This window comes from Phaeobacter sp. CC-HEC084, from assembly GCF_059429255.1.
Genome location: NZ_JCAIJQ010000002.1, coordinates 1401463 through 1419813, shown reverse-complemented (window position 1 = coordinate 1419813; position 18351 = coordinate 1401463). Strand labels below are relative to the sequence as shown.

14 protein-coding genes are annotated in these 18351 nt (G+C 61.5%); 4 read left to right on the top strand and 10 right to left on the bottom strand.

The genetic code is table 11. The annotated features are described in order from the left end of the window. Nucleotides 1–2: 2 nt before the first annotated feature. On the bottom strand, nt 3–2477 hold the full coding sequence (locus AC5SSZ_RS07170) for a penicillin acylase family protein (RefSeq protein ID WP_495437719.1): 2475 nt from the start codon (nt 2475–2477) through the stop codon (nt 3–5). Nucleotides 2478–2560: 83 nt separating this feature from the next. Between AC5SSZ_RS07170 and AC5SSZ_RS07165 the strand changes: the two genes are divergently transcribed. Next, the gene (locus AC5SSZ_RS07165; RefSeq protein ID WP_274832266.1) at nt 2561–3463 is read left to right on the top strand and encodes an NAD(P)-dependent oxidoreductase; all 903 of its coding nucleotides are present in this window, start codon (nt 2561–2563) and stop codon (nt 3461–3463) included. A 99-nt stretch (nt 3464–3562) separates the two neighbouring features. Here the strand turns inward: AC5SSZ_RS07165 and AC5SSZ_RS07160 are convergent, their stop codons facing one another. Together AC5SSZ_RS07160 and hemB are read right to left on the bottom strand one after the other, a co-directional pair. Next, a complete protein-coding gene (locus AC5SSZ_RS07160; protein ID WP_065270233.1) occupies nt 3563–4138 on the bottom strand; it encodes a lipid-binding SYLF domain-containing protein in 576 nt (191 codons plus the stop codon). A 185-nt stretch (nt 4139–4323) separates the two neighbouring features. Then, the gene (hemB, locus tag AC5SSZ_RS07155; protein WP_495437718.1) at nt 4324–5322 is read right to left on the bottom strand and encodes a porphobilinogen synthase; all 999 of its coding nucleotides are present in this window, start codon (nt 5320–5322) and stop codon (nt 4324–4326) included. A 169-nt stretch (nt 5323–5491) separates the two neighbouring features. Here hemB and AC5SSZ_RS07150 point away from each other — a divergent pair, with 169 nt between their 5' ends. Both AC5SSZ_RS07150 and mfd read left to right on the top strand, forming a co-directional pair. Beyond that, nucleotides 5492–6016 (top strand): component of SufBCD complex, encoded by a 525-nt coding sequence (locus tag AC5SSZ_RS07150; RefSeq protein ID WP_495437717.1) that lies wholly within the window; start codon nt 5492–5494, stop codon nt 6014–6016. Nucleotides 6017–6070: 54 nt separating this feature from the next. Then, the gene (gene mfd, locus AC5SSZ_RS07145; protein WP_495438322.1) at nt 6071–9532 is read left to right on the top strand and encodes a transcription-repair coupling factor; all 3462 of its coding nucleotides are present in this window, start codon (nt 6071–6073) and stop codon (nt 9530–9532) included. A gap of 27 nt (nt 9533–9559) precedes the next feature. Here mfd and AC5SSZ_RS07140 read toward each other — a convergent pair whose 3' ends face one another. From AC5SSZ_RS07140 to AC5SSZ_RS07120, 5 genes are all read right to left on the bottom strand, one after another. Continuing rightward, nucleotides 9560–11230: a hypothetical protein gene (locus AC5SSZ_RS07140; protein WP_495437716.1), complete on the bottom strand. Its 1671-nt coding sequence runs from the start codon at nt 11228–11230 to the stop codon at nt 9560–9562. A gap of 124 nt (nt 11231–11354) precedes the next feature. Further along, nucleotides 11355–12578, bottom strand: coding sequence for an MFS transporter (locus AC5SSZ_RS07135; protein WP_495437715.1), 1224 nt, complete (start codon nt 12576–12578; stop codon nt 11355–11357). Between the two features lie 155 nt (nt 12579–12733). Continuing rightward, nucleotides 12734–13111 carry a potassium channel family protein gene (locus AC5SSZ_RS07130; RefSeq protein ID WP_065270239.1) on the bottom strand — a complete coding sequence of 126 codons (378 nt, stop codon included), beginning with the start codon at nt 13109–13111 and terminating at the stop codon, nt 12734–12736. Beyond that, on the bottom strand, nt 13111–13779 hold the full coding sequence (locus AC5SSZ_RS07125) for a DsbA family oxidoreductase (protein ID WP_495437714.1): 669 nt from the start codon (nt 13777–13779) through the stop codon (nt 13111–13113). The genes AC5SSZ_RS07130 and AC5SSZ_RS07125 overlap by 1 nt, the downstream gene beginning before the upstream one ends. Nucleotides 13780–13782: 3 nt before the next feature. Beyond that, nucleotides 13783–15291 carry a class I adenylate-forming enzyme family protein gene (locus AC5SSZ_RS07120; RefSeq protein WP_495437713.1) on the bottom strand — a complete coding sequence of 503 codons (1509 nt, stop codon included), beginning with the start codon at nt 15289–15291 and terminating at the stop codon, nt 13783–13785. Nucleotides 15292–15355: 64 nt separating this feature from the next. On the opposite strand from AC5SSZ_RS07120, the gene AC5SSZ_RS07115 reads away from it, so the two are divergent. Continuing rightward, nucleotides 15356–15979: a helix-turn-helix domain-containing protein gene (locus AC5SSZ_RS07115; protein ID WP_065270242.1), complete on the top strand. Its 624-nt coding sequence runs from the start codon at nt 15356–15358 to the stop codon at nt 15977–15979. A gap of 179 nt (nt 15980–16158) precedes the next feature. Here AC5SSZ_RS07115 and AC5SSZ_RS07110 read toward each other — a convergent pair whose 3' ends face one another. Together AC5SSZ_RS07110 and AC5SSZ_RS07105 are read right to left on the bottom strand one after the other, a co-directional pair. Beyond that, a complete protein-coding gene (locus AC5SSZ_RS07110) occupies nt 16159–16389 on the bottom strand; it encodes a hypothetical protein (RefSeq protein ID WP_274828089.1) in 231 nt (76 codons plus the stop codon). A 142-nt stretch (nt 16390–16531) separates the two neighbouring features. Then, nucleotides 16532–18247, bottom strand: a complete 1716-nt coding sequence (locus AC5SSZ_RS07105) for an extracellular solute-binding protein (protein ID WP_495437712.1) — start codon at nt 18245–18247, stop codon at nt 16532–16534. Nucleotides 18248–18351 lie beyond the last annotated feature (104 nt).

Genomic DNA, 18351 nt, shown 5'->3' with positions numbered 1-18351 from the left:
GTCTAGTTCCGGGGCAGGATACGGGTCACCCCGACTGCCGCCGCGCGGGCAAGATCCTCGTCCAGAGACATCGGAATATATTCACCCCGGCGCCACAACTGGGCCATGTCGTCATAGTGGCGCGAGAGGAAGTGTCCAGACTGGCCGGTCGAGGTAATAAAGACCGAACTGTCCGGATCGGCGAAATCATAGACGCCGCGGAACCCGGCGGCGTGGACATTCTGAAACGGCATCGGGCCTTCGCCAGAGGTGCGCCCGCGCTGCAGGGTGTTGTCGCCGCCACTGGTGGACTGGCGGATGTTCACAAAGAACCGCAGCACCGGCACCTCGCCCAGAACCTCGTGATCGTGGGTGGCTTGGTGGGCATCGCCCCAACGCAGCGATTCCAGCGCGGTGCCATAGCGTTCCTCGATCCAGATCAGCGCATCGTCCAGCGCCAGCCGCGCCATGTCTGTGCAGGTTTCCTGCGGCGCGCTTTGCCGGACATCGCACCAGGCGGCAGCACCATCGATGTCGCGGTAGACCCGTTCGATGAACAGCGGGTCCACGTGTTTGTACTCTTCCGTCAGCGGTCCCAGATCATCGGTGATCAGCCGCGCTTGCAGCGCCCGGAGCCAGGCCGCATAGATCAACGGCTCCGGCAGGTGCTCATTCATTTCGCCGTTCCATTCAGACAGCAGGGTCAGCGCGGTGTGACGCTGGCGTTCGCGGCTGCCTTCGGGGGCGGCCTCGCCCGTGAACCACAGGTCTGCCCCTATCAGCGGCAGCAGGGCCCGGGCAGAGTAGGATACCGTATCAAGCTGCGCCTCAATGAAGCTGTCGCGCGTATGCACTTCGCGGTTCTGCATCAAGCGGCGCCAGCGGTTGATCCGCTGGGTGTCGCCCCAGTCGAAGGAGACATGGTTGGGAAAGGGGCGGTCCAGCAGCTTGTTATTGGTATTGCCCAGGATCCCGCCACGGGGACTGATGAATTCCGGGTTGGCAGCATAGGGCGCGCGGCCTTTCCAAATGTTTTCCCGGCGCCAGCCCTGGCTTGGCAGGCGGCCCTTGCTTTGATGGCGTGCATCGCGCTGGGGAATGGCGCCGATGGTCTTGAGGGCAATCGTTTCCTTATCCGCCAGCGTCAGGTTCTGCGAAGGTGCAATATAATCTTCGGCGACACGGATCGCTTCCCGGGCCGAGGCGCTGCGCATCAAAGCGATAGCGGCGCTGACCGAGGTATCTTCGCCCGACAAAGCCGTCCAGCCAAGGCTGACCACGTGACCCGGCGGGGTGATGGTGGCCAGAGAGAACATGGATCCGGGCAGAACCGGCCCGTTCTCGGTCCAGCGCAGGGTCAGGGTGACTGGCGGCGCGTCCTTGATGTTGATGATGGACCGGCGGGTAACGAAAGGCGTGTAACCCGTTGGACTTAAATATTCTTCGGGATTTTCGGCATTGATCTTTTCGATGAAGAGATCCTGATCATCCATGTAGGAAGAGGTGATCCCCCAGCCCAAGTCGTTTGAGCGTCCGGTGAGCACGGCAGGCAGCCCTGGTATGGTTCCGCCAATCACGCCGCCGGTCGCCAACTCCATCCGCGCCAGATACCAGATCCCGGGCGCGCTGAGGCCCAGATGTGGATCATTGGCCAGTAGAGTGCCGCCCGTCGCGGACCGACTGGGATCGGCGGCCCAGGCATTGGACGCCCCGCCAAGGCCGCGCGGCGCGAGCGGAAACAGGCGACTTTCCGGTTCGGGCGAAGAGGCGGCGATGCGCGGTGCATCTGGGAACAGGCTCGCATATTCCGGCAGCGCGGCCGTGCCGGATCCCGGCGCATCGGGCAGGATATCAAACAGGCGTTCCGGAACGGCGAGCGCCAGAGAGGTGCGTGCCCGCAGGATTTCCTCGCGCATATGGCCGGACAGTTTCAGCGCCATCAGTTTCATGATCGCGATACTGTCGGCAGGCTGCCATGGGGCCAGCGGCATATTAAACAGGAACATCTCCGGCGCGCCGCGCCCTAGCGCCTCTTCGTTGATCTCCTGCAGGCGGGCATTCACACCAGCGGAATAGGCGGTCAACGCGGCCATGGCTTCGGGTGTCTGAACCGCGACCGATTGTTGTGCCAGCCGGTAAAGATCAAGCCGCCGCACGAAAGTATCGACCTCAATGGTGCGGGTACCAAAGATCTCGGACAGACGTCCCTGCGCGGTGCGCCGCATTACAGCCATCTGCCACAAGCGGTCCTGCGCATGGGCATAGCCGAGGCCAAAAAACACGTCCTCGTCACTGGCGCCGATGCTGCTGAAGATATGCGGCACATTGGCGTTGTCACGGACAATCTCGACCGGGGCCGTAGGGCCGGGCAGGGCAATCGTCTTGTCATAATCGGGCAGAGACTGAGAGGCGAAATAGTAGGCCAGGACAACCGCAGCGAGCGACAGCAGAATCAAGGTGGCGGTCAGTCGCATCAGCCAGCGGAACAGGAGTGCCATAAAAAGGTTTTTCCCTTTGTTTTCTGTGTTCAGCGGCCTGGCACGATTGCACCCCGCGCCGCCAGTGCTAGGGTAGCGTCAACATATGCCAAGAAAGCACAGGGGAAAAGCACATGGCAAAAGCTGCATTTCTGGGGTTGGGAGTTATGGGCTATCCGATGGCCGGGCACTTGCAATCGGCGGGTCACGAGGTGACGGTCTACAACCGCACCGCCGCCAAGGCCGAGGCCTGGGTCAAGGAGCACGGTGGTGCCAGCGCGCCAACTCCGCGCGAGGCGGCTGCGGGCGCGGAATTCGTGATGTCCTGTGTGGGCAACGATGATGACCTGCGCTCGGTCTGTCTGGGGCCGGATGGCGCCTTTGCCGGGATGGCCAAGGGCGGCGTTTTTGTCGATCACACCACGGTCTCTGCCAGCGTCACGCGGGAGCTGTTCGAGGCGGCTGCCGAGCTGGGCATTTCCTTCGTCGATGCGCCGATTTCTGGCGGTCAGGCGGGCGCCGAGAATGGGGTTCTATCGGTGATGTGCGGCGGTGAAGCGGAGGCCTATGCCCGCGCGGAGCCAATCATTGACGCTTATGCCCGCATCTGCCGCCGGATTGGCGACAGCGGCGCCGGCCAGATGACCAAGATGTGCAACCAGATCGCAATCGCCGGGTTGGTGCAGGGCCTGGCGGAATCGCTGCATTTTGCAGAAAAGGCGGGGCTGGATGGCCGCGCCGTGGTCGAGGTGATCAGCCAGGGGGCGGCAGGCAGCTGGCAGATGGCAAACCGTTATGAGACCATGCTGGACGATCATTTCGAACATGGCTTTGCGGTGGACTGGATGCGCAAGGATCTGGGGATCTGTCTGGATGCCGCAGACGAAACCGGAGCCAGCCTGCCGGTGACCGCGCTGGTCGATCAGTTCTACAAGGACGTGCAGAAGATGGGCGGCGGGCGCTGGGATACCTCGTCGCTGTTCAAACGCCTGAAGTCAGCAGGTTAAGCGGAGCCCGTAACTGCTTGAAATAAAAGGCGCGCCCGGAATGTGGCGCGCCTTTTTTATCTGCGGCTTCAGCGGAGAAATCAGCTGGGCCGTGTCCGATCAGGGAATGATGCGGGTGTATTTGGTGCCTTCCAGTGTGGCGCCAACACGCAGGCCGGCCTGCGCGAAAACGGCCGCCAGGATCGGAGAGGTCAGGGTATTGGTATCGGCCGCGACAGAGTTGCCATCGTCTTTGATCACATATTCAAGATCAGCGCCGGCTGCCCAACCCGAAGAGCGTCGGAACCCGGCCAGGGCATCGTCCGTCATGAAGAACAGCACATGGGCGTATTGCTGGGCGCCGATCTGCAACCCGGCGTTGCCCTTGACCGTGGAATAGTAATCGACCGTCACGCCATTGATGCGCAGCGCGCCGCGCCCATAGGCGCCGCCAATCAGGAAACCAGCCTCGGTAACCAGCGGCATCACCAGCATGCCGGTCGATTTCTCGGCCAGCGTGATGGTGTTGGGGTATCGGCTGTACATCTGGTTGAGGGTGGCATCGACACGGGCGTCGATGGTGGCGGCATTGTTGTTGCCAACGCCATTGCCACAGGCCGCAACCGCTCCGGTCCCGGCAAGAATGCCAAGAGTGAAGCCGCGGCGCGTCAAGCGGGGGGAAATATGTCTGCTCATGTGAAGTGTTGCCTGTCACGTTATGGATAAAGGCCGGTTGTTCGGCTCTGAGCAGGATCATAGGCGGAAAAAAGCCCGCTGTCATCTACGACAACAGCGCCGCAGCCCGCCTGAGCGACTTCCCGCAGGGCGTTCGTGTGGGGTTGGCAGTGTCGTCGCCGGAAGTGATCCCGGACAGCGGCGGATCAGCCGTTCAGGATCCGTGCGGTTTCAGGCGCGAAATAAGTCAGAATGCCATCACAGCCGGCGCGTTTGAACGCGAGAAGGCTTTCCAGCATGACCTGCTCGCCATTTATCCAGCCATTCTGGGCGGCAGCCTGGATCATCGCGTATTCGCCAGAAACCTGATAGGCGAAGGTGGGCGTGCCAAAGGTGGTTTTGACCCGGTGGCAGATGTCCAGGTAGGCAATGCCGGGTTTGACCATGACCATATCTGCGCCTTCCTGCAGGTCGCGTTCGACCAGCCGCAGCGCCTCGTCCGAGTTGCCGGGGTCCATCTGATAGGTCTTCTTGTCGCCTTTGAGTGCGCCAGAGGCACCGACCGCGTCGCGGAACGGGCCGTAAAAGCCAGAGGCGTATTTGGCCGAATAGGACAGGATCGATACGTTGCGGTGGCCGCCCTGTTCCAGGCCGCTGCGCATGGCGGCGATCCGGCCGTCCATCATGTCCGACGGTCCGATGATGTCCGCACCGGCCTCGGCCTGCGCAAGGGTCATCTTCACCAGCGCCTCGACAGTTTCATCGTTGAGGATCTCACCGTCGACGACAAAACCATCGTGGCCGTTGATGTTATAGGGGTCCAGCGCCACGTCGGTCATCACTGCGATCTCCGGCGCGACCGCCTTGATCGCGCGGATAGCACGGTTGCACAGGTTATCGGGGTTCCAGGCCTCAGCGCAGTCTTCGGTCTTGAGCGCCGGATCGGTATAGGGAAAGAGGCAGATGGCCGGAATGCCAAGGGCCTGTGCCTCGACCGCCGCCTTGGCGATCTTGTCGACCGACCGGCGCACCACCCCGGGCATGGAGACGACAGGCTCCACGATCCCTTCACCATCGCGCACGAAAACCGGCCAGATCAGATCATCCGTGGTCAGCGTGTTCTCGCGGACCAACCCGCGGATCGCAGGGCTGACACGGGTACGGCGCAGGCGGGCGGCGGGAAAGGGGGCGACGGTCGGCTTCATCGTGGTCTCTCATCTCTCTGTGGCACGCCTGTGGGTCGCATGGAACCGCGCCGTCATGCAAGTGGCACAATCGCCGCGCTTGTGCGCCCCTTGTCTGCGGGGCTTGTGCCGGGGGCTTTGGCGGTGGATATAAGGCGGCGAATGCGAACAGACGGAAGAGGGCACGGGATTGGATCTGTTTCAGACACTGACCGAAATGATCGACCTGCGGTCCTTTTCCAACCTTTGGTACTGGATTGCCCTGGCGGTGATGTGGTCCACGGCCAGTCACTGGATCCTGGGTGTGCCCTTTGACATGGTGCACCGGGCCCGCAAGAACGGCGGCCAGAGCGCCGAGGATCTGGAGGATCTGGTGCGGATCAACGTAAACCGCATGCTCTATGTGGTTCAAATGGCGGGATTTTGGATCCTTGCGATCGCTTGCTTCGTGCTGTCGTCCTTGGCGACCTTGGGCTTTGGCCTTGACGTGGAACTCGCACAGGCGGTGTTCCTGCTGCTGTTCCCGATGGCTACGGTGGGTTTGGTCAATCTGGCGACGGCGCGGTCGATCCGGATGAATGAGCCGCAGGGCGATGCTCTCTACCGCAGACTTGCCACCTGCCGCTTTGCGATCCAGATCATCGGCATGATCTCCATTTTCGTCACCGCGATGTGGGGCATGTACCAGAATCTGCGGCTGGGCGTCTTTGGCTGAGCATCACCAGGGACCCGGGGCTGAAGAAACACAATGAAGAGGGAGACGCGCAGCATGGCGCAGCCTGCGATAACCATGGGCGGCGCGCCGGAAGGGTTCGATGCCCGGCTGGTGCTGAAAGAGGTCGAGACGTCCGGCGGTCCGGTTCTTCATGTGGCCCGCGATGACAAGCGGATGGAGGCGATGCGCGCCGCGCTGGCCTTCTTTGCGCCGGACATGCCGGTCTTTGTCTTTCCCGGCTGGGATTGTCTGCCCTATGACCGCGTCTCGCCCAACGCCGATATCTCCGCCGCACGGATGGCGACGCTGGCGGCGCTGGTCCACCAGATGCCATCGCAGTTCATCCTGCTGACCACGCTCAACGCCGCCAGTCAGCGGGTGCCTGCGCGCGAGGTCCTGCGCGAGGCGGCCTTTAGCGCCCGGGTCGACCACCGGATCGACGAAACGGCGCTGCGTCAGTTCCTGGTCCGCATGGGGTTCACGCAAAGCCCAACGGTCATGGAGCCGGGCGACTACGCAATCCGGGGCGGGATCATCGATATCTTCCCGCCGGGCGACACCGGGCCGGTGCGGCTCGATCTGTTTGGTGACGTGCTGGATGGCGCGCGCCGGTTTGATCCGGTGACCCAGCGGACCACCGAAAAACTGGACCTGATTGAGCTGGCGCCGGTGTCCGAGGTGATCCTGGACGAGGCTGCCGTCACCCGGTTCCGGCAGAACTACCGGATTGAATTCGGTGCGGCGGGCACTGACGATCCGCTGTACGAGGCGATCAGCGCGGGCCGAAAGCATCAAGGGATCGAACACTGGCTACCGTTCTTCCACGAGAAGCTGGAAACCCTGTTTGACTACCTGCCGCAGGCCTCGGTCACGCTGGACGATCAGGTTACCGCATCCCGGCTGGCGCGCTGGGACAGTATCGTGGACCAGTATGAGACCCGCAAACTGGCGTTGGCCCAAAAGGGACGGCTGGACACGGTTTACAAACCCACGCCGCCGGGGCTGCTCTATCTCGACGACAGCGCCTGGGAGGACGCAACCAGCGCCCATCGCACCATCCAACTGCACCCGCTGGCGCAGGCCTCTGGCCCCGGTGTGGTGGATGCAGGCGGGCGGATCGGGCGGGATTTCGCGCCCGAACGTCAGTTGGAAAACGTCAGTCTTTTTGGCGCCTTGGCCGCCCATATTCAAGAGCGGATGCAAAAAGGCCCGGTCGTGGTTGCCTCATACTCCGAAGGTGCGCGGGAACGTCTGACCGGGTTGATCGAAGACGAAGGTTTGGCCGAGGCGATCCCGGTCATGGACGGCATCCGGATCGGAAAATCCGGGCTGCATCTGGCGGTCTGGGCGCTGGAACACGGGTTCGAAGCGCCGGACATGACGGTGATCTCCGAGCAGGACGTGCTGGGCGACAGGCTGATCCGCTCGCCCAAGAAACGCCGCAAGGCCGAGAATTTCCTGACCGAGGCGCAATCGCTGTCGCCGGGGGATCTGGTGGTGCATGTCGACCACGGCATCGGTCGCTATCAGGGGATGGAGGTTATCACCGCCGCCGGGGCGGCCCATGAATGCCTGCTGCTGGAATATGCCGAAGAGGCCAAGCTGTACCTGCCGGTCGAGAATATCGAACTGCTCAGCAAATACGGCCACGATGAAGGGCTTCTGGACCGGCTGGGCGGCGGTGCTTGGCAGGCGAAGAAGGCCAAGCTGAAAGAGCGCATCCGGGAGATGGCCGACCGGCTGATCCGGATCGCGGCCGAACGGGCGCTGCGCAAGGCGCCGATCATGGATCCGCCGCCGCACGCCTGGGAGGAATTCTCGGCGCGTTTCCCTTATCAGGAAACCGACGATCAACTGCGGGCCATCGAGGACGTGATGGCCGATATGACCTCGGGCCAGCCGATGGACCGGTTGATTTGCGGCGATGTCGGCTTTGGCAAGACCGAGGTCGCGATGCGCGCGGCCTTTGTCGCGGCGATGTCCGGCGTGCAGGTGGCGGTGATCGCGCCGACAACCCTGCTGGCGCGTCAACACGCGGCCTCGTTCGCAGAACGGTTCCGGGGTTTCCCGTTGGAAGTCAGGCAGTTGTCGCGCTTTGTTACGGCTAAGGACGCTGCCAAAACGCGCGAAGGTATGGCCAAGGGAACGGTCGATATCGTGATCGGCACCCATGCGCTTTTGGCCAAGGGGATCAAGTTTCAAAACCTTGGCCTGCTGATCATCGACGAAGAGCAGCATTTCGGCGTCGGCCACAAGGAACGTCTGAAGCAGCTCCGCAGTGACATTCACGTGCTGACCCTGACCGCAACGCCGATCCCGCGGACCCTGCAGTTGAGCCTGACTGGGGTGCGGGATCTGTCGATTATCGGCACCCCGCCGGTGGACCGGCTTGCGATCCGCACCTATGTCAGCGAATTCGATGCCGTCACCATCCGCGAGGGGTTGCTGCGGGAACATTATCGCGGCGGGCAAAGCTTTTACGTGGTCCCGCGGATTTCAGACCTCGCCGAGGTCGAGGAATTCCTCAAGGAGCAACTGCCCGAGCTGACCTATGTGGTTGCGCATGGTCAGATGGCGGCCGGTGAGCTTGATGACCGGATGAATGCCTTCTACGACGGCAAATTCGACATCCTTCTGGCGACAACCATCGTGGAATCGGGCCTCGACATTCCGACGGCAAACACCATGGTGGTGCACCGGGCCGATATGTTCGGTCTGGCGCAGCTCTATCAGATCCGCGGCCGGGTCGGGCGGTCGAAGACCCGCGCCTACGCTTACCTTACCACGAAGCCGCGCGTGCGCCTGACCGCGACGGCTGAAAAACGGCTCAAGGTGCTCGGTTCGCTCGACACTCTGGGCGCCGGATTTACCCTTGCCAGTCAGGATCTTGATATCCGCGGCGCTGGGAACCTGCTGGGCGAGGAACAATCGGGCCAGATGCGCGATGTGGGCTATGAGCTGTACCAATCCATGCTGGAAGAGGCGATTGCCAAGATCAAGGCCGGGGAGTTGGAGGGCCTTTCCGAGGGCGACGATCAGTGGGCGCCGCAGATCAATCTGGGCGTGCCGGTGCTGATCCCCGAGGACTACGTGCCCGACCTCGATGTGCGCCTTGGCCTGTATCGTCGTCTCTCAGGCCTCACGACCAAGGTAGAGCTTGAAGGGTTCGCCGCAGAACTGATCGACCGGTTTGGTAAACTGCCGAAAGAGGTCAATACGCTGATGCTGGTGGTGCGGATCAAGGCGATGTGCAAACGCGCGGGCATCGCCAAGCTGGACGCCGGTCCCAAGGGCGCAACCCTGCAGTTCCACAATGACAAATTCGCCTCCCCTCAGGGGCTGGTCGAATTCATCGAGGATCAGAAAGGCCTGGCCAAGGTCAAGGACAACAAGATCGTCGTGCGTCGCGACTGGAAGAAGGACAGCGACAAGATCAAGGGCGCCTTTGCCATCGCCCGCGACCTTGCCGAAAAGGTGGTCGCGGAGAAGAAAAAAGCCAAGGCAAAGCAGGGCTAGGCCTTCAGCGCGCAGGGATGGTGCGGGTCAGCCGCAACAGTCCTGCGGCGCCATCGCCACCTGCGCGCAGCCGCAGGAGGCCATGATCCCGTCCGAACGCGCCTGCGCCAGATCCAGCTTCTGGCGAATGTGGTGGATTTCCACGGTTTCCCCACGCGCCGCGAGGCAGTCGTGCAACCCTTTGAGGCTCCAGACGTTGTCGGGATGGATCGACGCCCGCGACAGGGTGCCATCCAGCCCCAGATCGGCGCGATAGACGGCCTCGGCCTCACCCACATGGCCTTGCTCTAGCAGCAGCGCCCCCAACGCGTGGCGGGTGGGCTGCATCCAGCCCCAGGGTTCGTCGTAAGGCAGGTTATCATCCAGATCGACCGAGCGGCGTAGATGGCCATAGGCGATATCAAAGTTGCCCTTGCGATACTCAATCTCGCCGCGCAGCATTTCCCGCGCGATTTCAAGAAGATCGACAACGCGGTTGTTGTGCATCAGGCGGGTCTCCGGCACCCGGTCCTTGGCCGCAAGGAACAGCGCTTCCTCGGCCTCTGCCTCAGCCACGCGGCCCGTCGCAGCATAGCCAAGGGCACGGGCATAATGGGTAGTAGCTGTCAGAGTGCGGAACAACTCCTGGTCCTCTGGCAGTTCCAGCGCAATCGCCTCTTCCCAACGCCCAAACCGGATCAGGATATGGGGATGCATGGCCATGTAGCTTTCGAAGTAATCTGCCATTGGCGGGCTTTCGATCCGCAGCATTTCAATCGGCGTGGTGTCCCACAGCCCCTGATTTGCGCGCAGGGCTGGCTCGATTTGTCCAAGGAAAAGAGCACCATAGATCACGAAGTGATAATCGTGCTGCCGATAGCCGGTGTAGATATTATAGGGGCCTTCGCGTTCGTAGTATTTTAGGTCTGCTTCGATCGCCTTCTGGTTCCAATAGACCACATCCTGATAATTGCCGCAGAGCACGTCGATATGGGTGGGCATATGCACCAGATGCCCGGCATCGGGCACCAGATCGCGCAGCACATCACCCGCCTTCAGCGCTTTTTCCGGGGTCGGCGACATTTCCATCAGGTGCACATAAAGATGCAGCAGGCCGGGATGGGTCATGGCGCCGGGCAGGCTGTCAAAGGCGTCTTCCAGAACCTGTTGCGCTTCTTTCGTTGCGGCGCCTTCTGCCGGAAGGCCGGTTTTCAGATCCCACATGTTCCAGGGTGTTAGGTTCAATAGGCTTTCGACATAGACGCAGCGCAGGTCGAGATTGTCGGGTACCTTGGCAAAGGCCGCACGCATGCTGTCGGCAAAATCATGGTCCCAGGCGTGCATGTCATCGACGGGCGTGCGCTGCGGATAGCGGGCGGTCAGCGCTGCGATCAGGGCGCGCTCGGCCGGAGTGCAGCCCTCTGCATGGGCCAGGGCGGACTGCGTCGCATCATAGGCTGTCGCCAGCGCCTCAGCCCGGGTGGCGGGGTCGTGCAGCTCCCACGGCATATTGTAGTTGGGGCCGGAGGCATAGGCGAGCCCCCAATGCGCCATGGCGCAGGCGGGATCTTCGGCCAGCGCGCGGCGAAAACAGGTCGCGGCCTCCTGATGGTTATAGCCATAGGTCCAGATCAGGCCGCGATCAAACCACAGCTGCGCCTTGGCGCTGCCGGTGGTCACGGGACAGGAATAGGTCCCGAGATCATAATAGAAATCCATGAAAACACCCCTTCAAGCTTATGAAGAGGTTAGGGTTTTCAGGCTTGCCGGGCAAGCGGCGTGTCCCCGGCGCGACGCGGCAGCAGTGCAGTTGCGCAATCTGCTGGCAGGCGGCGGTGCGGGGTTAAACCGCAGGCAGGCGTGCTTCTACTCGCGCCATATGCAGCATGACGAGAAACCCGAGGAAAGCCATGATCAGAATGCCTGCGGTCAGCGGCAGCAGCGATCCGTCGAACAACAGCCCGACCGGTGCGGCGATGGCTGCGGCAACTACTGTGGAGATTGCCCCCATGACCGAGGCAGCCGTACCCGCGATATGGCCCATCGGCTCCATCCCCATGGCGTTGAGATTGCCAAGGGTAACGCCGGCCATGAAGAACACGCTGGTCTGCCAGGTCACAAACAGGCCAAAGGCAACGGAGTTGTCCAGCGGCATGCTTTCCAAGACCAGCATGGCCGATGCCAGACCGATCTGGGAGGCCAGCGCCCAGGTTACCATGCGGCGCATCCCCAGACGCACCACCAGTACGGCATTCAGGAGGCTGCCCGTCCCGGCCACCAGCGCAACGCCGAAGAACCAGTAAGGGAAGCTTTCGGCGCGGTCAAAGACCACATCATAGGCCGGTTGAACCAGTGTGATCATGGTGAACAGCATGCCAAGGCACAGGCATTGGGCGATGATCGACAGGCGAACGGTGGGGTGGGTCACCATCTCCTTCAGTGCTGCAGCCATCAGCGCCGGGCGCACCGGACGGCGGTCTTGCCGCACCAGCGTTTCGGGCAGGCGCACGCCCATCCAAAGTGCGATGATGAGAGCAAAGGCCGCAAAGGCAGCAAAGATGCCGCGCCAGCTGGAAAAGGCAATGATGACGGAGCCCAGCATCGGTGCAACCGCAGGGACGAGGGTGAAGATCATCATGGCGATGGAGACAACCCGCGCCATCTCACGGCCCGAGTAGAGATCCCGCACCACGGCCATGGCGACAACGCGCGGTCCGGCTGCGCCTAGCCCCATGGTGACCCGCGCCAAAAGCGCCAGTTCCAGGGATTGCGCGGCCCAGGCCGCGGCCGCCGAGATGATGTAGAGAATGACGCCGCCAAAAATGACGGGCTTACGGCCAAAGGCGTCAGAGATCGGGCCGGTAAAGAAGGTGCCGATTCCCATGCCCAGAACAAAAGAGGTGATGATCAGCTGTGCCCGATTTATGTTATCGGGGCTGAGCGTTGCGCCAATTTCCGGCAGGGCCGGCAGCATGGCGTCGATGGAAAAGGCGATGGTGGCAAACATCATCGCGATCAAGGCGATAAATTCACCTTTCGACATCGGGTTTGAAACGGATTTTGACATAGATAACCTCATGCGGTGCTTCAGAAGGAACCGGAAATCGGATCCAATCCGGGCGCCGCTGCAAGGCCGCTACCATGATTTTAAAAAAGGCACCAGTAGATCGCCTGCACAGGACTCTGTGCATCAATGCGATGGTCAGAATTGCGGCAGCGTCGTCACTGGCGCGCAGGTGACGTGGGCGGATCGGGACACTCATCCTCGTTGGCCGCAGTGGTCGGATCTTCGCGGTGGTGGCGACCGAAATGGGCGATCAGCCACTCGCTGTGTTCTTCTCGTTTTTGGATCTGGTAGAGCGCGAATTCCCGGATCGCCAGGGCAAAGACCCCAAGGCCGCTGAAGATCAGGATGATCGTGCCAATCTTCCCGGCCGCCGTCACGGGAACAAAGTTCCCGTAACCCACGGTGGAAATGGTCACGACCGTAAAGAACAGGCTGTCCAGCCAGTTCCACCCCTCGGCGTAATGAAAAAACACTGTACTGAAAACGACGATACCGATGAGGGTGGCAAAGATACTGGACCGCTTAATCTGCATTATTCATCCTTTGGTCCGGCTTCCAACTGGGACATGATGTCGGCGATCACCTGCTTCCACAGTTCGGGCGGCTGGGCACCGGGCACGGCGTGCTGGTTGGCCACCACGAAGGTCGGGACCGAGTTCACGCCCATCTTGCGCGAATGCGCATCGCGGGACTGGATCGCCTCGATGTCGTTCTCGGTCTCCAGCAGTTTCAGCATGACATCGCGTTCCATGCCGATCTCTTCGGCAATGTCCGCAAGGATTTCAGGATCACCGATATCCAACGCTTTGACGAAATAGGCGTCAAACAGGGCGTCGACGGCCTCGGTCTGCTTGCCTTCGGTGCCGGCCCAATGGATCAGCCGATGCGCGTTGAGCGTATTGGGCGTGCGCTTCATGCCTTCGAAATCGATCGACAGTCCGGCCTGTTCAGCATGTTCCACGATGGGGGCATAGGCCCGCACCGCGCCTTCCTTGCCGCCAAACTTCGCCTCAAGATAGGCGCGCCGGTCCATACCTTCGCGGGGCATGTCAGGGTTCAGCTGGAAGGGGTGCCATTCGATCACAAAAGGATGGTCGGGAATCTCGGCCAAGGCTTTGTCCAGATGCGTCTTACCGATATAGCACCAGGGGCAGATCGGGTCCGAAAGAATGTCGAGCTTGACCGAAGGAAGGCTGGTCATGGGTTATCCTTTGAAATAGGCCGGCAGGGCGCGCCTCAGTAATTTTCCGTTTGCGCCAGTCGGCAGGGCCTCAAGATACACATAGGCGCGCGGTTGTTTGTAACGCGCCAGGCGGTCCGTGGCAAAATCCCGAAGGTCGGCTTCGGGGATCTCTTGCGGGCCGGTGTAGAAGGCCACGATAATATGTGTGTCTTCCTTGACTTCAACCGAGGTAACCCCGACCTGCACAATCCCGTGATGAGCCGCGAGCGTGGTTTCCACCTCAATCGGGGAAACGCGGAAACCGCCTGCGTTCATCATGTCATCGGCGCGGCCCAGATAGGTGATCTGACCATCGGAAGCCATGGCGCCCTGATCGCCGGTCAGGAACCAGTCTCCCTGCATGCGCGCCTCGGTTTCATCGGGGGCGTTCAGATAGCCCAGCATCAGACCGGGGTCCGACCGGTGCACGGCGATGGTACCTTCGGCGCCGCGCGGTACTGGCCCGTCTGGACCAAGGATCGCCACCCGGCGTCCTTCCTGGGGCTGGCCAAGCGCATCGCCGCGCGTCGGGTGCGCCGGGCTGGAAGAAATGAAGGTCGAACATTCGGACATGCCGTAGGCCTCAAAAAGGGCCCGGCCGGTTCGATCGCTCCAAAGCTCGGAGAGGTGGCGCGAGAGCTTTTCACCGGCACAAAGGCCATGGCGCAGATCCGGCAGGTCAAGAGTGCAATTTGAGTTGAGGATTTTTCGATAAACGCCGGGTGCAGCAGCAAAAATGCTGGCGTGGTGGTCGCGCAGAAGTGCCGGGATTGCCTCGGGCGGTGTGTCGGGATCAGGGATCAGCGCGGTTGCGCCAATGCTCCACGGATCCATCAATCCGGTGCCCAAGGTGAAGGTCCAGTTGAAGGCGCCGGCGTGCAGCAGGCGGTCGTGTTCTGAAAGGTCGTACCAGTCCCGCACCATCATCTGCCGCGCCCAGATGGCGCGGTGGGCATGGGCGACGGCGCGGGGTGATCCGCTGGTGCCGGAGGTATAGACCACATAGGCCAGACGGTCCGGATCCCCGATGTCATACTCGCAGGGAGGAAGGTCGCGCATCGCGGTCAGTTCAGGCAGGATGATTTCGCGCGGGTGATCGGCGCAGGCGACCGACGGGTCGCGCAGAACTGCGGCCACGTCGAGTTCCGCAATCATCTTGGCGGTTTCCGGTGCGGTCAGCTGCGAGGAGGTCGGGACGGGTACCAGACCGGCCGCAATCGCGCCAAGATAGGCCAGCGGGAAATCGACCGTATTGCCAAGCCGCATCATCACAATGTCGCCAGGGCGCAGACCCGCCGCCAACAGCCCAGTGCCGGTCCCGCGTACCGCGGCCTCCAGCTGGGCATAGGTCCATTTCTGGCTTTGATCGCCGCCAAGGACCTCCAACGCAGGTTTTTGAGGGTGGTCGGGTGCGAAACGCAGTACATGGGCGGCCATGTTGAACGGCGCCGGGCAGGGGGCAAAGGGCCCATTGTCGAAAACTGATATCATGGATCTTCGCTAGCGTGACACGTGCCGCGTTGCAAGCTGCCGTGCTGCGGCCTATAGAAACAGCATGACTGGCCGCGACCCCAAAACCCTGATCACCATTGCCCGCTCTGGCGGCGAAGACACGCAGGCAGAACCGCTGGACCTTGGCGCCCGCGTGCGGGAATTGCGCAAGGCGCGGGACTGGACGCTGGAACACGCGGCCAATCAAGCGGGGCTGGCCCGTTCGACCCTTTCGAAGATCGAAAACGGCCAGATGTCCCCGACCTATGACGCCCTGAAAAAGTTGGCCGTCGGGCTGGAAATTTCAGTACCGCAGCTGTTCACCCCGCCGCAGCGCGATCAGGTGAACGGGCGGATGACGGTGACAAAATCCGGTGAAGGATCGCATCAGGCGACGGCCACCTATGAGCACGAACTGCTCGCCGATGGTTTGACCCGCAAGCAGATGCTGCCGTACCGGGCCCGGGTCCGGGCGCGCTCGATGGATGAGTTTGACGGCTGGGTACGGCACGACGGCGAGGAATTCCTCTATGTGCTGACCGGGGTGATCATGCTTTATACCGAGTTTTACGAGCCGGTTGAAATGCGCCGGGGCGACAGCGCCTATTACGATGGTGCCATGGGGCACAACGTGATCTCGCTCAGCCCGGATGATGCGACCATTCTTTGGGTCACGTCCCTGGTCTGAAGGCCGCAGTGAAGTACTGCTGTCAACGCCTTGAATTTTTATGATTTTATTTCTGTGGGGGATGGCGCCCAGGAGCTTTCGCGCATCACCGTATGACCCGCGCTACGGGCATTTCAGTCCACAGCGGTCACAGCGGCTGTAGTCCGCACCCCAATGCGATGACCAAAGGAACACGGCGTTCAGATCGCATCGCGTTCCAGCTCTTCATGCAGCCTTTCCCAAAACAGGAAGTCGTCGGCCTCTTCCTGCGCCTCGGTGAGCGTCAGGTGATGCGACTGGGCCAGGTAAGCGACGAACCCGTCCTTGTCGCCGATCGGACAGGGAGCATACCGGCGTTGAAGATACGGAAACCGCTGTTTGGCGCGGGGAAAGCGAACCGCCCAGCTGGCCGAAGCAGAGAAACATGACATTTCGAGTACCCCGTGAAAACAACAACAATACGGTATTATGGTAGCAAATATGTCAAAAAAGAAAACAATTGGATCATGAAGATCTTCACGATCACGCGAAACCGCTGTGATCAACGCCTAGTGGTTGCGGCGCCGTGCCCAGTTACTCTGGTTGATACCACCAAACGTCGGGGAAGAAGCCGGTGCGATCACCATATATTGGAAGGCTCTCGGGATGGGCCAGTTGCCGCTTATGGGCAATGCGCCCTTTGTCGTATTGCCAGATCGGGATCACATAGCGCCCCGCCGTCAGCACACGGTCCAGTGCCCGTACCGCAGCGGTGAAGTCATCCGTGCTCTTTGAGGTCAGGAGCTGGTCAATCATCGCTTCGGCGGCGGGGCTGTCGATGCCCATCAGGTTGCGGCTGCCCGGTTGGTTGACCCCGGCGCGCCCCCAATAGAGTTTCTGTTCGTTGCCGGGACTGAGCGACAGATCGCGGCGGAACCGGGTCAGGTCGAAATCGAACTCGGACTGGCGGGCAACATATTGCGCATTATCAACAAGCTCTGGCGTGATAGTGATGCCCAGACGATCCAGTGCGCGGGCGTAGATTTCGACGATGGTTTTCATCTCTGCATCGCCTTGGCGCAAGAGGACCGACAGCGTCAGGATCTGTCCGTTATCATTTTTTAGCACGCCGTCCTGCACGGTCCATCCTGCCTCGGCCAGCAGGGCGACTGCACGGCGCAGATTCCTGCGGTTGCGTTTGGTGCCATCGCTGGTGGGCAGGGCATAGCCTTCCAACGTGCCGGGCAGCAGGCTGTCGGCATAGGGCTGGAGCAGTGCGCGCACCTCATCAGGCGCGGGACCGTCCCGCATGCCAAGGGTGGAGTTGGAAAAATAAGAGGTGATCCGGGGCTGGATACCGCCGGTGACGGTGCCGTTGATATATTCGAAATTGAAGGCAAGGATCAGCGCCTCTCGCACGCGCCAGTCACCCAGCGGTGCGCGGCGTGTGTTCATCGCCAGTCCGGTCATGCCGGATGGGCGCTGATGCGGGATCTCGCTTTTGACCACGTCGCCGTCGGTCACAGCCGGGAAGTCATAGGCGCTTTTCCATTTGTCGGCGTTGAATTCGCGATAGGCGCTCAGCTCTCCGGCCTTGAAGGCCTCGAACAGCACCGTCTGATCGCCAAAGAAATCTATGCGGAGCTCGTCAAAGTTATGCATGCCCCGGCGCAGCGGTAGATCCGCGCCCCAGTAGTCGGGATTGCGGGAAAGCGTTACAAACCGGCCCGGCTCGAAATCGGACACCACATAGGCACCGGTGCCGATGGGCGCCTCGCTCAGGCCAGAGGCCGCGAAATCCTTGCCTTCCCACTGCGCCTTTTTCAGGATCGGACGCATACCGGCGATCAGCGCCAGCTCCCGGTCTTCGGTATTGAAGGTAATCTTCAGGCTGCGTGGGCCGGTCTGTTCAATCCCCGCCACCTTGGACCAGAACCCGCGATAGCGCAGGTGACCTTCGGTGCCGAGCGTTTCATAGGACCAAAGCACATCCTCGACCGTGACAGGGCTGCCATCGGAAAACCGCGCCTCGGGGCGCAGCGTGAATTCGACCCAGGAGCGGTCCTCGGGCACGTTGATCGATTCGGCCAGCAAGCCATAAAGGGTAAAGGGTTCATCCCAGGAGCGGCCCATCAGGCTTTCGTATCCCCAGAAGCGGAGCTGCCAGGGCGGGGTGCCTTTCTGGGCAAATGGGTTCAGCGTATCAAAGCCGCCGGTGTTGCCGACAACCAGCTTGCCGCCCTTTGGCGCCTCGGGGTTGGCATAGGGAAGCGCGGTGAAGCCAGGGTCCAGCGCCGGTTCGCCATACATTGCAATACCATGGGCTGATTCTGCGGCTGCAAAACTGGCGTTGAGACAAAGCCCGATTCCCATCACAAGCGATCTGGCGGCGGAGAAATATTCTGACCTCACTT